The organism is Chryseobacterium sp. CBSDS_008 (assembly GCF_049959325.1).
In the GTDB taxonomy this organism is placed as follows: Bacteria; Bacteroidota; Bacteroidia; order Flavobacteriales; family Weeksellaceae; genus Chryseobacterium.
On the sequence record NZ_CP188202.1, the window covers coordinates 43,070 to 57,313 of the forward strand.

The window sequence follows — 14,244 nt, forward strand, 5'->3', positions numbered from 1 at the left end:
TTCTGTTTTTTATTGGCCTAAAATTTTTTAAAATAAAATTAAACGTACTGAGGACACACTACAGCAGGACAGATCAGCCCTGGACATTTTGGTCTTCCATCTGTAGGGCAGCACTGGTATGAGCAGTTTCCGATGATGATCCCGTTTCCTGCAATTCCTTTTAATTGCTCTCTTGAAAGTTTGTTGTTACGTAAATTTTTCATGTTCTAATACTTTCGGTTTGTTTTATTTGTACACTGTAAATATATTAAATTTTATAACAAATGATAGGTTTTATAAGTATTGATGTATTTAATTCTTTAAAATACTGATTATATGTTGTTATTTTTAATTTATATGTTGATGTTACTACAATAATTCTTTTATAAAGGAACAATTTTTGGAGTACATTGCACCTACTATTGATACACTATGTTTGACAAGCAGCAAAGAAAACTGAAAAGATCCGCAAGACTGATTTCTGTATTGAGTAAATATGGGTTCAAAGATATGCTGGCAAGAATGAACGGGGGAAATAAGCAGGAAGAAATTTCCGGTTCAGACGAAATTATTTCAAAAGGAACCGTTTACGAAAGAATAAGGCTGGCGCTTGAAGAGCTGGGACCTACCTTTGTAAAATTGGGTCAGACATTCAGCAATAGAGAAGACCTGCTGCCTCCGGAGCTGATTCAGGAGCTGCAGAAACTTCAGGACAAGGTGGAAACGGTAGATATGGATGTGGAAGAAGCGCTGGAAAGTGAGTTTAATATTTCCGTGAAAGATTATTTTCGTGAAATCAGGAAAGAACCTTTGGCTACAGCTTCCATTGCCCAGGTTTACAAAGCTGTTTTACTGGATGGCAGCCCGGTAATCTTAAAATTGAGAAAACCCGATGTACAGTCAGTTATTGAAGATGACTTACTTTTGATCAAAGATATTGAAAGACTGATATCTGCCTATTCGGAAATAGGAGAAAAGCTTAATCTTAAACAGGCTATTTCCACTTTTGAAAAATCATTGCTGGAAGAGGTTTCTTTGACGAATGAAAGAAATAATATCCTGCAGTTCCGCCTTAATTTTAAAAATAATAAAGAAACTTACGTCCCGAAAGTCTACGAAGAATTTTCTAACAACAATATTCTTTGTATGGAGTTTATTGATGGGATAAAAGTTACCGATAAAACGGTTCTTCTGGCGAATGATATTGACCCTGTGAAAATTTCTGAAACAGGATTAAGGCTGTTTGTTTCCCAGATCCTGGACTATGGATTTTTCCATGCTGATCCTCACGCCGGAAATATTTTAGTGAAAAAAGACGGTAAAATCGTTTTCATTGATTTCGGAGCCGTAGGAAAAATTCAGCCTAACGATAAAGAAATTCTTGAAAATCTTATCGTAAGTTTTGTAGCCAAAAATTCGCATAAAATAGTCCGTTCCCTTAAAAAAATGGCTATAAGCTACGAGATACCTGATGAAAGACGGTTTGAAAATGATGTGGAAGACATTCTGAACTTTGTACACAGTTCTTCATTACAGGACATTAATGTGCAGGTGATCATCAACAAGATGAAGGATATTCTGAAAGATAACAGGCTTTACATGCCGGATTATTTCTATCTTTTATTTAAAGGGATCAGTCTGATAGAAGGGGTTGGGAGAAGCATTAATCCCGATCTGGATATCGTCAAAAGCCTTCATCCCTATACCAAAAAGATTTTCACCAAGAAAATCAGTCCAAAGAATCTTTTAAAAACAGGGATGGACCGTATGATGAATTTCACCGATAATGTAGATGAAATTCCGAAAGAACTCCGTTCTGTTCTTCAGAAACTGGATGAAAATAAATTTACGGTTTCCAGTGAGATCAAAAATATTGAGAAGACCAACCAATTGATCAAATCCAGTGTGGTGAATCTGATTCTGGCCATGGTCTTAGGCGCAAATATCATTGCTACAGCCATCGTTTTTAGTTCAGAATCCGGACCGAGAATAGGAGAATTGTCTCTGGTGGCAGTCTTAGGCTTTATTTTTTCTGTCATTTTAGTTTTAATACTTTTACTGAGAGTGACAAGAAAATAAAACTGTAATTAAACCTCCGGTTTTTCTATCCGTATTTATAGCCCGAATCACACCATTCGAATCAAAAATATCGCAACCCGAACCTCGTAACCCGTAACCCATAACTTATAACCCCACAATGAAAACACTTATTATAACCGCAATCACTTTATTGAGCTCATACTGCAACGCCCAGCAAGGAAATGAAGAGAACCTTCAAGGAGATTTTGACGGCAACGGAACAAAAGAATTTGCCTATACAAAAGTCAGTGACTGTGGTGACGAATGTGAAGGAAAATGTGAAACAACTATTTACTTCAGTGATAAAAGTATAAAGCCTATCACGATTTCACCAGCCAATCAGGGGAGCCTGTATAATTTGGGAGATCTCAATGATGATGGGAAAGATGAGATCGGCTTTTATCCGAACTGGTGTACCAGCTGCTGGCATCCGTTCTATGTATATACTTTAAGTAAAACAGGCTGGAAGCCATTATTACCATCTATTTCAACGCATTGTAACCAGTGGGAAGAAGACAGATTTCCAATCAAAAAAGATCCCAAAAAGAAAGGATACGTTATCGTTACCTCCAGCAAATGGGAAGATGATGACATTAAAATCAAGGTCAATAGTGTAAAAGTGAATTAGGAATTAATTTGTTGCTGGTTGTATTTTGTTGCTGGTTTAACGTATTGTTATAAATATTCTTGGGCTTAATTAAATATAATCAGTGAATCACTCTTAATAACGAGTTGTTGCAACCTGTTGCCTAATATCTGCAACCCTAATTTTTAACTTGTAATTAAATACCTATCTTTGCAAAATGGAAAAACTCACTTTTGCGGATTTTGACCTGCCGGTTAAAATTCTTGATGTTTTAGCGGATCTGGAATTATTTGAACCTACCCCAATTCAGGAGAAGAGCTTAAAACCCATTCTTTCAGGAAGAGATGTAATGGGAATTGCGCAGACCGGAACCGGAAAAACACTGGCTTATCTTTTACCCGTTCTGAAAACATGGAAATACAGCAGAACAGGAAATCCAACTGTTTTGGTACTTGTTCCTACAAGAGAACTAGTGGTGCAGGTGACTGAAATCCTTGAGAAACTGACAGAAAATATTACTGCAAGAGTAATCGGAATATACGGTGGGAAAAATATCAATACTCAAAAACTGTTGTTCAACGACGGTTGCGATATTTTGGTAGGAACGCCGGGAAGAGTGATGGATCTTTCCATAGACAATGCCATTTCTCTGAAAGAAGTTCAGAAGCTGATCATTGACGAATTTGATGAGATGCTGAACTTAGGTTTCAGACCACAGCTTACCCATATTTTTGAAATGATGAAAGAGAAGAGACAGAATATTCTTTTCTCCGCAACCATGACGGAAGCAGTAGATGAGATGCTGGATGTGTATTTTGCAAGTCCGATAGAAATTTCATTGGCCAAATCAGGAACACCGCTTGAAAAAATTGAACAGACGGGTTACAAAGTGGAAAACTTCAACACCAAGATCAACTTATTGGAACATTTGCTGAAAAATAATGCAGACATGTCTAAAGTGTTGATTTTTAACAATAATAAAAGGCATGCGGACCTTCTTTTTACTAAGATAGATGAGCTTTTCCCTGAACAGTTTGATGTCATTCACTCCAATAAATCTCAGAACTACCGACTTAAGGCTATGAAAAGCTTTGAAAATGAAGAGATCAGAGGTTTGATTACTACAGATGTAATGGCAAGAGGTCTTGATATCTCAAACATTACCCATGTGATCAACTTTGAAACACCGGATATTCCTGAGCAGTATATCCACAGAATCGGTAGAACGGGTAGAGCAGATAAAGAAGGAAAGGCCATTACTTTTGTTACTAAAAAAGAAGAACCTTTAATCCTTGATATCGAACTGTTGATGGACAAAGAATTGATATTTAATGAATTCCCGGAAGGCGTTAAGATCAATCCTAAAAAGATTGCTGCTGAAGAAGAGCAGGTAGTTATGAAAAATCCTGCACAGGTAAAACTGAATGATGGCGGAGGAGCATTCCACGAGAAGAAGGCTAAAAATACAAAAGAAAACTGGGGTGGACCTTCCAAAAGAAAAGCACCTAAGAAGTTTGGAGCCAACAGAGCCCAACAGAAAGCAATATCAAAATCGAAAAGAAAGAAATAAAATAAAAACGATTCCTAGCATAGGAATCGTTTTTATTTTACTAAGGTTTAATTTTCTTCGTCTTTATTTCAGATAAGGGGTGATGATCTTAGCCCATATTTTATATCCTTCCGGCTTAAAATGAAGCATATCTTCCACGAAAATATCTTTTCTTACATTTCCGTTAGCATCTTCCATTGCTTTCGTTACATCAATGAATTCAGCATTCGGTTCCTTTTTCATAAAAGCAGCAATCTTTTTATTGGCTATTTTCATCTGCGGCCAGATCACTTCTCTGCTTGGCGAATATTTGATAGAGATATAATCGACTTCAATATCAGGAAATCTCGCACGTATTTTTTTGTAGAAAGCTTTATACCGGTTTACCACCACTTTTGCTTTCAGCTGGTGATTGTCTGCAAAATCATTTTCTCCGCAGTAAATAACAATCTGTTTAGGCTGATAAGGGGCAAGAAGATCATTGGCAAAGTAATTGAGGTCTGTAAGTCGTGATCCTCCGAACCCTCTGTTGATAATGGTTTTGCCAGGGAAATAATCCGCTATATCAGTCCATTTGGTGAAAGATGAGCTTCCGATAAATAAAATAGCCTCTTTAGCCGGCGGATTTTGCTGATCCAGCTTTTTAAACTCCTGGATGTCCTGCCAGAACATCGGTTTTTTTTCCTGAGAAAAGGCAATAGTAAAATACAGCAGTAGAAATGCTGATAGAATCTTCTTCATTATATTCAGTTTTAAATTCAACTATAAAAGTAATAAAAAACTCCCGATCAGCGGGAGTTATGATTTATCTTTTGTAAGTCACGTAAGGAATGTCCGGAACTTTATCTCCGTCCATATCAAAGATTCCTGATTGCTGGGCAAGTTTAAGATCTTTGGCTGTCAGCACATCAATTCTGTAGTTTACCGATCCCTCGTCGCCAAGTTTGATTCCGATTATTTTGGAATCAGCATCATAGGTATATCTTCCCTCACTTTTTTTAGATGGAGTACAATCTGCACCTTCTCCTGTATATGCTGTGTAGCTTACATAATAGTCTGTTCTTAAGAAAAGGGTGTTTTTGGTTGCACATCCTGTTACAACTTCAGAATAAAGCACTGTTTTATTATCTTTCCCTGAAATTATTTCCCTTTTAACTTCCTTCCAATCTCCCTTCATGATATCCATTTCGTAAGCGTCAAGATTGTCATCCTTACAAGAAGTAAGTGCCAGGGCAGAAAAGGCAAATAAAAGTAGCTGTTTTTTCATTTTCACAAATTTAAGAATATGCTAAAATATAAATAAATTTGAAATATCTGTAATGAAATAATGAATTTTTAAACGAATGTTTATAAATTAAATAATTTTATACAAGTTACAATGCGGGATAAGGGTTTCGGGTTGATATTTTGAGTTTGAAACCTAATATAAACACTTCCCGATCTCGTATCCCGCACCTGGAATCTACTAGTAACTCATTTCTACAATCTTATAAGCATCCTGTGGAGTGAGTTTTTTATATTCTCCAAGGCCAAACCAGTTTCTGTCTGTAAATGCTTTTTCTACCTTTTCAGCGGTTCCTTCAAAATCTCCTGTATATTCAGAAAGTTTGGTTTTGATATGAAGACTGTGGAAAAATTCTTCAAGTTTCTTAATTCCCAGTTCAGCTTTCTCTTCTAGACTTCCGCCTTTAATTCCCCAAACTCTTTCAGCATATTGGGCCAGTTTTCCTTTCTTGTCTTCAAAATTGTAACGGTAGTGAGAGGGTGCAATGATGGCCAGCGTTCTTGCATGGTCAATACCAAAATACGCTGTCAGTTCGTGGCCCATGGCATGTACGGCCCAGTCTGTAATTACTCCTTTCTGAATAAGCCCGTTCAGAGCCATTGTGCAGCACCACATAAAGTTTCCGGCAGCATCATAGTTGAAATCATCAGCCAATACTTTAGGAGCAGTTTCCTGAAGACTGATCAGGATGCTTTCTGCAATTCTTTCCTGAAGATCAGCAGAAGAAGGAGCCGTCATATACTGTTCCAAAACGTGGGTGTAGGCATCTGTAATTCCGTTTACGATCTGATTTTTTGGAATTGATCTGATGACTTCCGGATCCAGGACAGAAAACTGCGGGAAAAGTCCCGGTCCTCCTGAAGATAATTTTTCATTGGTTTCTCTTCTGGAGATTACGTACCCGGAATTCATTTCCGAACCCGTTGCAGGAAGGGTCAGAATACTTCCGAAAGGCATTCCCTGACCTTCAAACGTTCTTACCGATTTTCTCAGAATATCCCATGGCTCCCCATCATAATGGGCTGCTGCGGAGAGAAATTTCGTTCCGTCAATCACAGATCCGCCGCCTACAGCAAGAAGATAAGTGATGTTTTTTTCTTTAATAAAACTTAACGCATTGATTAATACTTCATATTCAGGATTGGCCGGAACCCCTCCGAACTCATACACTTCATGATCTTTCAACGCTGCTTTTACCTGGTCGTAAACACCATTGCTTTTGATGCTTCCGCCTCCGTAAATCATTAATATTCTCGCGTCTTTAGGAATTTCGTTGGAAATTTTAGCGATTTCACCCTTCCCGAAAAGTATTTTTGTTGGGTTTTTAAACTCGAAATTAAGCATGTTCTAAATTTATTTTAAGTCAAATTTACGGAATGAAAAAGGAAAACTGAGTTAATGAAATTTTAAAATTGCTATTATTCAGTTTTATGAAAGCTATTGAATGCGCTGTTCCGAAACTTCGGTAATATTCCTATTGATATTCTTTGCGAACTATCTTAAAGAATATTCGTTTATGTTTTGTATTTCCCAACATGTTACAAAGCAGGACAGTTTTCATCCTTTGCATAGACTCCATTGCTTTTGGCTTCCAGCTTTCCGGTTTTTCTGTTGATTTTAACCATAAAAGATTCTTTTACGGCCGGACAACCTTTAGACTGCATAAGGTACATGGAAATATAACGGTCTTCAATTTTATAGGCTCCTGTAAACCGATTGCTCGTATCCACGGAATAGCCATAGGTTTTGGCCAGTAAAATAGCTTCCGGGAGATTATCTACGGTTCCGATAAAATTTCTTAACTGCTGTTCGCTGGAAAAATAAACAGATCTTTCATTTTTGCAAGCCAGAATGTAAGTAAAGCAATTGTTACCAATGCATTTCTGGAAGAAACCTTTTTCGGGAACAGGCTCATTGATGGTCATAAAATCCGGAGCCTGGCTCTCATAAATCACTGCTTTTTCATAATCCATATCATTGCTGAGAACCCGCCAGTAGACATAGTTTTTATCCGGAACAATGAACGGATAAAGATAATCCGGAGTTTCAAGAATATCAGGGATTTTTTTATAATCATCGGGAACCTTGATCTGGCTGTAAAGCAGATTGGAGAAGATCAGGGAAAATGCGATGATTGTTTTCATAGAGAATAGGTTTCCGGTGCAAATTTAGGAAGAGAATTATTCCAAAACGATTTTATAATAGCCTTTTTCATCAGTTACATCAATATCTATCCCTGTAAAAGTCAATTTATTGATTTGAAAACCATCACAACCTCCTTTAAATTCTGAGGATTGGATGGAAAAATCGATGTTTTTGATATTGGAATAAAATGTATAATTTTTTGTTCCGTTATAGGCACCTACATTTTCTACAATAACCCTGTTGTCGGATGTTTTGGTTAACGGTACGTTCACATTATTTTCGTCCTGAATTGAATAGGCTGTTAATGCCCCGTTGGCAATAAGATTTTCATTATTGGAATTGACAAACTCAAAAATGACGGGTAATGGTGCATTGTAACAGTCTTTTTCACAAGATGTGAACAAAATTATCATGAGCAGGAAAGGAAATATTTTTTTCATGGATTATGGATGGTGTGAAGAGTAAAATTAAACAAAAATTATATTAAACCTGAATTATTAAAACGAACTCTGCATATTTTCAAACTGACACAAATATTCATGGTTGAATCATGCGTTTATCTGAAAAAGTAGTTATGAATTTTAAATGTTTTTTTGATTTTTGTCCTCAATTTTTGTCATTTGTCAATCCAACACATTTCAAAATCGCTTACATTTGTTACTATGATACACGACCAACGCGCAGAAAAATTCAGGCAGATTGTGGAAAATAAATTCCAGATCTACAATTCATTGTTTATGAGCCTGCCTTATGATAAAATGACGAATATCGGAATGCTGCTTCCATTTCTTTATGAAGAAAGCCGAAACGGCTATGAAGCAGGAAAGACTCCTGAAGAAATCGTCGAAGAATTTTTTAAAAACCATACCGATCTCCAGAACGAAGAGCAGAAGCTGGAACTGCTGTTCAAGATCATACAATATATAGAAAGACAGGTAGTTTTGTTTGACAGTATTGAAGATGCGGCATTTCCCAATCTTCACTCCGAAAGTGACAATGGTACGGTAACCAATCTTTTTGAACGCTCTTTACAGGATCATAAAATTGAAAAAGTAAGGGAAAAGTTAAAAGATTTCAGTGTAAAAGTTGTCTTTACAGCGCACCCTACCCAGTTTTATCCAAGCTCAGTACAGAGAATTATTCAGGATTTAAGAGGTGCTATTACCAGTGACTCCGTGACTCAGATCGATACGCTTCTGCAGCAGTTGGGGAAGACACCTTTTGTGAACAAGGAAAAGCCTACTCCGATAGATGAAGCCCTGAGTATTATTTCCTATCTCAGATATGTTTACTATGATACTATTGGTGAATTGTTTACGAAGATTAAAAAGACTTTCGGGAACGGACATTTTCATCTGCATGAAGATATTATCCAGCTGGGATTCTGGCCGGGAGGCGACAGGGATGGAAATCCTTTTGTAACGGCAGAAGTAACGAAAAGAGTAGCAGAAGAACTTCGTTCAGCCATTCTGAAATCCTATTACAGCCATTTGAAATTTATCAGAAGAAGATTAAGCTTCAGAGGGGTTTCTGAAGTGTTAACCCAGTTAAGCGAAGAATTGTATGCTGCAATTTTTGATGGAAAAAGCATTAATGCAGAAGATATTTTAAAGAAAGCTGATGAAGCTGAAAAAATAGTAATCAACGAACATAACTCCTTATTTCTAGATCTTTTGGTTAATTTCAGGGATCGGGTGATGATCTTCGGAACTCATTTTGCAACGTTGGATATCCGCCAGGACAGCAGAATTCACCAGAAAGTTATTGATGAGGTTTTTGCCAAAGTATATGGAAATGAAGAGGCTGATTACGAGCAGAAATTCAACAAGCTGATTCAGATTTCAGAAACGGTAAATCCGGAAGATTTTGAGGATATTGTGAAAGATACCCTATTGACGGTTTCACAGGTTACCGAAATTCAGCACCTGAATGGACTGAGAGGAATGAACCGCTATATTATTTCCAACTCTGATGCGGTAAAAGATGTGATGAATGTGTATGCATTCTTCAAGGTTTGCGGATATAAAGACGAAGCTGTCAATATGGATATCGTTCCCCTTTTTGAAACGATGGAAGGTCTTGCCAACGCTGAGCATGTGATGAATGAACTGTACCAGAATCCCGTTTATAAAAAGCACCTGGAAAGAAGAGGAAACCAGCAGACCATTATGCTTGGGTTCTCAGACGGAACTAAGGACGGCGGATATTTAAAAGCCAACTGGGAAATTTATAAAGCCAAAGAAGTATTGACAAAACTTTCGGAACAGAATAACATCAAAGTCGTATTTTTCGATGGCAGAGGAGGCCCGCCTGCAAGAGGAGGAGGCAAGACCCACGATTTCTATGCTTCCCAGGGAAAAACTATCGCCAATAATAAAATTGAACTGACTATTCAGGGGCAGACCATTACCAGTATTTTTGGAAACAAAGAACAGGCAAAATATAATTTTGAACAGCTTCTGACTGCCGGAGTTGAAAATGATGTGTTCAAAAATGCCAAGAAAGAGCTTACAGAAAAAGAAAGGACTTTAATAATAGAGCTTGCGGATATCAGCTACGGAAAATATTCAGACCTGAAAGCACATCCTATGTTTGTTCCGTACCTTCAGGAAATGAGTACCCTTGAATATTACGGAAAAACCAATATCGGAAGCCGCCCTTCGAAAAGAGGAAACGGAAGCGAGCTGAAATTCGAAGACCTGAGGGCAATCCCATTTGTAGGCTCGTGGTCACAGCTGAAGCAGAATGTACCTGGATTCTTTGGGTTTGGATATGCCATGCAAAAAATGAAGGAGCAGGGGAGATTTGAAGAAGTAAGAGAGCTCTACAAAGGTTCCGATTTCTTTAAAACTTTAGTTTTGAACTCGATGATGAGTATGAACAAGTCTTATTTCCCTTTGACCTATTATATTAAAAACAACCCTAAGTTTGGCGCATTCTGGAATGTTCTTTTCGATGAATATGAGCTTTCACGAGATATCATGCTTGAGCTGACAGGATTTAAAATGCTTCAGGAAGAAGATCCGCTGTCCAGAAAATCGGTGAAGATCCGTGAAAAGATTGTGCTTCCGCTGTTGAGTATTCAACAGTATGCTTTGATGAAGATTCAGAAAGGAGAAGGCAATAAAGAAGCTTATGAAAAACTGGTGACACGTTCTTTATTCGGAAATATTAATGCCAGCAGAAACTCAGCATAAGTTATTACCAAAATTTTGTACATATCGTACAATATTGTATCAATAGGAATGGGCTGAAGCCCATTCTTTTTTATGGCCAATTCTCCGGCTTCAGCCAAAACATAGGAATGCAGTTTGAGAAAAATAGCTTCCACACATTCAACAGATCAAATAGAATATCAGAATCTACTCAATCTGTTGGATGTGTGGGAAATAAAAAATTATTCCTTCAAGAATTTTTCATAAGAAACGCTATCCTTCATCTGGATTTTCAGATAATAAGTTCCTTTAGAAAAATCTTCCACTTTTATAGATTTCTGGTTATTGCTTTTCCTGATGAGTCTGCCCAGGTTATCATATATTTCTAACGACTGAACTTCTTGCTCTGTTGCAATATTCAGTATATTTTTAGCAGGATTCGGGAATATGGCATATTTTTCCTTTTTTACGATTTCAGAAGTGTTCAGGACAAGGTTGTATAAACTTCCGAAATTAAGAATGCCATATCCGGTCTGGTCCGAATGGGCTGGATAAAGCGAAGCGGTTTGCCTTAGTTTTGTTCTCATCTGTTCCCTGTTCATCGTTGGAAACGCCTGGATAAGACACGCTACACCGCCTGCAGCAATAGGAGTAGCAATAGAAGTTCCGTTGACAATCAAGGTAGCATTATCATAAACTGTTGTTGTACCGGTTCCCTGAGTACTTCCGTCTGGCTTTACCACTCCGAGAGCGTTAGGCCCATATGATGAAAATCCGGAAACATTTCCTGCAGAATCTACAGATCCGATAGAAAATACGTTAGCATTATCCGACGGTGTCAAAAGATAATGCCATGGCTGCTGTCCCGAATTACCGGTGGCAGCAAGAACGAAAATTCCTTTTTCGGCCGCAATACCAGCGCCTCTGGCAATGAAAGAAGTATTTCCGTTCATATGGGCATACGTGTAATTGTAACGGCTGTCATCAAAAACATTGTATCCCAATGATGAGGTAATAATTTCTACACCTTTTGTATCAGCTTCTTCGGCCGCTTCAATCCAGTATAACTCTTCTTCAGGAATTTCTACAGCTGCATTTTCACTGCGGTAAAGGTAAAAATCTGCATCAGGGGCTGCTCCTGCAAAAGTATCTTGCAGATATCCTCCGATAACACCTAACACCACAGAACCATGAGGACTGAGAGCCGTATTGTAAATATCTCCTGTTTTGGTAACAAAATCATAGGACGCCTTGATATGGTTGTCGGTCCACAATCTTGCAAAAGCAGTTCCTGTATTCACGGTGGGAAATCCCGCATCAATCACTGCTATGGAAACTCCTGTTCCGGTATAGCCTGCCAGATGAAGCGGCCGTATATTTACCTGGTCAATTTGTGCAGCACCAGCCCCGTAATTGAAGTTGGTAAGTATTTTATTGAAGCTTGCATCGTCTTTCCATTTGCCGGATGCTGTTTTCAATGTACCAGAAGTATTTCTCGCAAAGCTTTCAACAGACGAAACAAAAGACTGAGACTGCAATAAGGTTTTTTGTGCAGGAGTAGCATTTACCGCTGCTCCGTTGAGCCATTTTGAATAATCTGTAACAGCAAACCCTAAATTTTGAAGATTCTGAAGATATGACTGTTCAATAGGAGCATCCTGATCGTTCAACGGTATCCCCAGCGTGGCACGTCTGTTGAGTGATTTCTGGCTAAGTTCCGAAAGCGGATTTGCATAAAATGCAGCCTTATTAGGCTTATCCGTGAAGTAAACAAAAACGAGTTCCGTTTGTGCGGAAACAGTAAGGTAACCTGTTAGGAAACAAAAGAGTAAAAATTTTTTCATAAAATTTATTTGTATAAAGATAAAAACAAAATCAATAAAATTTTTGATAGGATTTTAAATTCCTTATTTTTACAGAAATATTTATTATATGAAAAAAATTCAGATGGTTGACTTGCAAAGTCAGTATTACAAAATAAAGAATGATGTAGACAATGCAGTTTTGAATGTAATGGATTCTGCGGCATTTATTAACGGTCCTGAAGTAAAGTCTTTCCAGAATGAATTGGAGTCTTATTTAGACGTAAAACATGTGATTCCGTGTGCCAATGGTACAGATGCATTACAGATTGCCCTTATGGCCTTAGATCTGAAAGAAGGAGACGAAATTATCACAGCTGATTTTACTTTTGCGGCAACGGTAGAAGTGATTCACCTGCTTAAATTGAAATCTGTATTGGTAGATGTAGATTATGATACATTCACAATTTCTACAGAGCAGATTAAAAAAGCAATTACCCCAAGAACAAAAGCGATTATTCCGGTACATATTTTCGGACAGTGTGCCAATATGGAAGAGATTTTAAAAATTGCTGAAGAGCACAACCTATATGTTATTGAAGACAACGCTCAGGCCATCGGTTCAGAGTATACATTCTCCGACGGAAGTGTAAAGCAGGCAGGAACAATGTCTACTGTTGGAACCACTTCTTTCTTCCCTTCAAAAAACCTGGGATGTTACGGAGACGGAGGTGCCATTTTCACCAATAATGATGAGCTGGCTCACCGTTTAAGAGGAATTGTAAACCATGGTATGTACGAAAGATATTACCATGATGAGGTAGGGGTAAACTCCCGTCTTGACAGTATTCAGGCTGCAGTTTTAAGAAAAAAACTTCCCCATCTTGATTCTTACAACGAAGCAAGGAGAAGAGCTGCGGATTTTTATGATGAAGCATTTGCCGGAAATCCGAATATTCTGACTCCGAAAAGAGCAGAAAATTCTACCCACGTATTCCATCAGTATACTTTAAGAATCCTGAACGGGAAACGTAATGAGCTTCAGAAGTTTTTGACGGAAAAAGAAATTCCTGCCATGATCTATTATCCGGTAGCGCTGAGAAAGCAAAAAGCATACTTCCAGGAAAGTGATCCTGCAGATTTTGTAAATACCGATAAACTTCTGGATCAGGTAATCTCTTTACCGATGCATACCGAATTAGACGAAGAGCAGCTGAAGTATATTACAGATGCAGTGCTTGAGTTTATGGGATATGAAAATAAAGATATTTAAATATAAGCTGGTATACTACTTAGCAGTCATAACCAGCTTACTACTTTTTACAATATCAGCATTTTGGATCCTTGAAATATTTAATGATTTTAACCTATATAAAATATTATTTACTGGTATTTCGTTAGTTATTAATTCATTTGCATTTGTCAATCTGGTAGAGAAATATGATAAAGCGGTATTGTTTCTGAATCTTAGTTTATTTCTGTCCATCATTGTTTTAGGCTATCCTATACTGCTTGGATTTTTAAATGGATATTACGTTTTAGAACATTTTACTTTTAAATTTTTAATTATAATGATACTGTGTTTGCTGATTGTAAATGTATTTAAGGTGAAGAAACATGCAGGAGCTAATGAAATAGAAAATATAGGAAACAGCAAAGATTAA

At 37.5% G+C, this 14,244-nt stretch carries 13 protein-coding genes; 6 read left to right on the forward strand and 7 right to left on the reverse strand.

The features are described from left to right. Positions 1–38: 38 nt before the first annotated feature. Entirely contained in the window at positions 39–203 is a 165-nt protein-coding gene (locus ACP3T3_RS00170) for a hypothetical protein (protein ID WP_426477939.1), read from the reverse strand. Positions 204–411: 208 nt separating this feature from the next. Here ACP3T3_RS00170 and ACP3T3_RS00175 point away from each other — a divergent pair, with 208 nt between their 5' ends. From ACP3T3_RS00175 to ACP3T3_RS00185, 3 genes are all read left to right on the forward strand, one after another. Beyond that, entirely contained in the window at positions 412–2,058 is a 1,647-nt protein-coding gene (locus ACP3T3_RS00175; RefSeq protein ID WP_426477940.1) for an ABC1 kinase family protein, read from the forward strand. A 118-nt stretch (positions 2,059–2,176) separates the two neighbouring features. Next, entirely contained in the window at positions 2,177–2,686 is a 510-nt protein-coding gene (locus ACP3T3_RS00180; protein ID WP_426477941.1) for a hypothetical protein, read from the forward strand. Between the two features lie 175 nt (positions 2,687–2,861). Continuing rightward, positions 2,862–4,214 (forward strand): DEAD/DEAH box helicase, encoded by a 1,353-nt coding sequence (locus tag ACP3T3_RS00185; RefSeq protein ID WP_426477942.1) that lies wholly within the window; start codon positions 2,862–2,864, stop codon positions 4,212–4,214. Positions 4,215–4,277: 63 nt separating this feature from the next. Here the strand turns inward: ACP3T3_RS00185 and ACP3T3_RS00190 are convergent, their stop codons facing one another. The 5 genes from ACP3T3_RS00190 to ACP3T3_RS00210 all read right to left on the reverse strand — a co-directional run bounded on the left by ACP3T3_RS00190 (position 4,278) and on the right by ACP3T3_RS00210 (position 8,063). After that, complete coding sequence (locus tag ACP3T3_RS00190) at positions 4,278–4,934, reverse strand: GDSL-type esterase/lipase family protein (protein ID WP_426477943.1); 657 nt, start codon at positions 4,932–4,934, stop codon at positions 4,278–4,280. Between the two features lie 64 nt (positions 4,935–4,998). Further along, positions 4,999–5,460, reverse strand: a complete 462-nt coding sequence (locus tag ACP3T3_RS00195; RefSeq protein ID WP_426477944.1) for a lipocalin family protein — start codon at positions 5,458–5,460, stop codon at positions 4,999–5,001. 198 nt (positions 5,461–5,658) lie between these two features. Beyond that, positions 5,659–6,822, reverse strand: a complete 1,164-nt coding sequence (locus tag ACP3T3_RS00200; protein WP_426477945.1) for an iron-containing alcohol dehydrogenase — start codon at positions 6,820–6,822, stop codon at positions 5,659–5,661. Between the two features lie 194 nt (positions 6,823–7,016). Further along, complete coding sequence (locus ACP3T3_RS00205) at positions 7,017–7,622, reverse strand: hypothetical protein (RefSeq protein ID WP_426477946.1); 606 nt, start codon at positions 7,620–7,622, stop codon at positions 7,017–7,019. Positions 7,623–7,658: 36 nt separating this feature from the next. After that, positions 7,659–8,063, reverse strand: a complete 405-nt coding sequence (locus ACP3T3_RS00210; protein ID WP_426477947.1) for a hypothetical protein — start codon at positions 8,061–8,063, stop codon at positions 7,659–7,661. A gap of 222 nt (positions 8,064–8,285) precedes the next feature. Between ACP3T3_RS00210 and ACP3T3_RS00215 the strand changes: the two genes are divergently transcribed. Continuing rightward, entirely contained in the window at positions 8,286–10,820 is a 2,535-nt protein-coding gene (locus tag ACP3T3_RS00215; RefSeq protein ID WP_426477948.1) for a phosphoenolpyruvate carboxylase, read from the forward strand. Between the two features lie 200 nt (positions 10,821–11,020). Here the strand turns inward: ACP3T3_RS00215 and ACP3T3_RS00220 are convergent, their stop codons facing one another. Continuing rightward, positions 11,021–12,622, reverse strand: coding sequence for a S8/S53 family peptidase (locus tag ACP3T3_RS00220; protein WP_426477949.1), 1,602 nt, complete (start codon positions 12,620–12,622; stop codon positions 11,021–11,023). Positions 12,623–12,710: 88 nt separating this feature from the next. Between ACP3T3_RS00220 and ACP3T3_RS00225 the strand changes: the two genes are divergently transcribed. Together ACP3T3_RS00225 and ACP3T3_RS00230 are read left to right on the forward strand one after the other, a co-directional pair. Then, positions 12,711–13,853: a DegT/DnrJ/EryC1/StrS family aminotransferase gene (locus ACP3T3_RS00225; protein ID WP_426477950.1), complete on the forward strand. Its 1,143-nt coding sequence runs from the start codon at positions 12,711–12,713 to the stop codon at positions 13,851–13,853. After that, positions 13,834–14,244 carry a hypothetical protein gene (locus tag ACP3T3_RS00230; RefSeq protein WP_426477951.1) on the forward strand — a complete coding sequence of 137 codons (411 nt, stop codon included), beginning with the start codon at positions 13,834–13,836 and terminating at the stop codon, positions 14,242–14,244. The genes ACP3T3_RS00225 and ACP3T3_RS00230 overlap by 20 nt, the downstream gene beginning before the upstream one ends.

What these genes read in the sequence shown, in the direction of transcription:
- ACP3T3_RS00170 (WP_426477939.1), bottom strand. Translation starts at nt 203, where the DNA reads ATGAAAAATTTACGTAACAACAAACTTTCAAGAGAGCAATTAAAAGGA.
- ACP3T3_RS00175 (WP_426477940.1), top strand. Translation starts at nt 412, where the DNA reads ATGTTTGACAAGCAGCAAAGAAAACTGAAAAGATCCGCAAGACTGATT.
- ACP3T3_RS00180 (WP_426477941.1), top strand. Translation starts at nt 2,177, where the DNA reads ATGAAAACACTTATTATAACCGCAATCACTTTATTGAGCTCATACTGC.
- ACP3T3_RS00185 (WP_426477942.1), top strand. Translation starts at nt 2,862, where the DNA reads ATGGAAAAACTCACTTTTGCGGATTTTGACCTGCCGGTTAAAATTCTT.
- ACP3T3_RS00190 (WP_426477943.1), bottom strand. Translation starts at nt 4,934, where the DNA reads ATGAAGAAGATTCTATCAGCATTTCTACTGCTGTATTTTACTATTGCC.
- ACP3T3_RS00195 (WP_426477944.1), bottom strand. Translation starts at nt 5,460, where the DNA reads ATGAAAAAACAGCTACTTTTATTTGCCTTTTCTGCCCTGGCACTTACT.
- ACP3T3_RS00200 (WP_426477945.1), bottom strand. Translation starts at nt 6,822, where the DNA reads ATGCTTAATTTCGAGTTTAAAAACCCAACAAAAATACTTTTCGGGAAG.
- ACP3T3_RS00205 (WP_426477946.1), bottom strand. Translation starts at nt 7,622, where the DNA reads ATGAAAACAATCATCGCATTTTCCCTGATCTTCTCCAATCTGCTTTAC.
- ACP3T3_RS00210 (WP_426477947.1), bottom strand. Translation starts at nt 8,063, where the DNA reads ATGAAAAAAATATTTCCTTTCCTGCTCATGATAATTTTGTTCACATCT.
- ACP3T3_RS00215 (WP_426477948.1), top strand. Translation starts at nt 8,286, where the DNA reads ATGATACACGACCAACGCGCAGAAAAATTCAGGCAGATTGTGGAAAAT.
- ACP3T3_RS00220 (WP_426477949.1), bottom strand. Translation starts at nt 12,622, where the DNA reads ATGAAAAAATTTTTACTCTTTTGTTTCCTAACAGGTTACCTTACTGTT.
- ACP3T3_RS00225 (WP_426477950.1), top strand. Translation starts at nt 12,711, where the DNA reads ATGAAAAAAATTCAGATGGTTGACTTGCAAAGTCAGTATTACAAAATA.
- ACP3T3_RS00230 (WP_426477951.1), top strand. Translation starts at nt 13,834, where the DNA reads ATGAAAATAAAGATATTTAAATATAAGCTGGTATACTACTTAGCAGTC.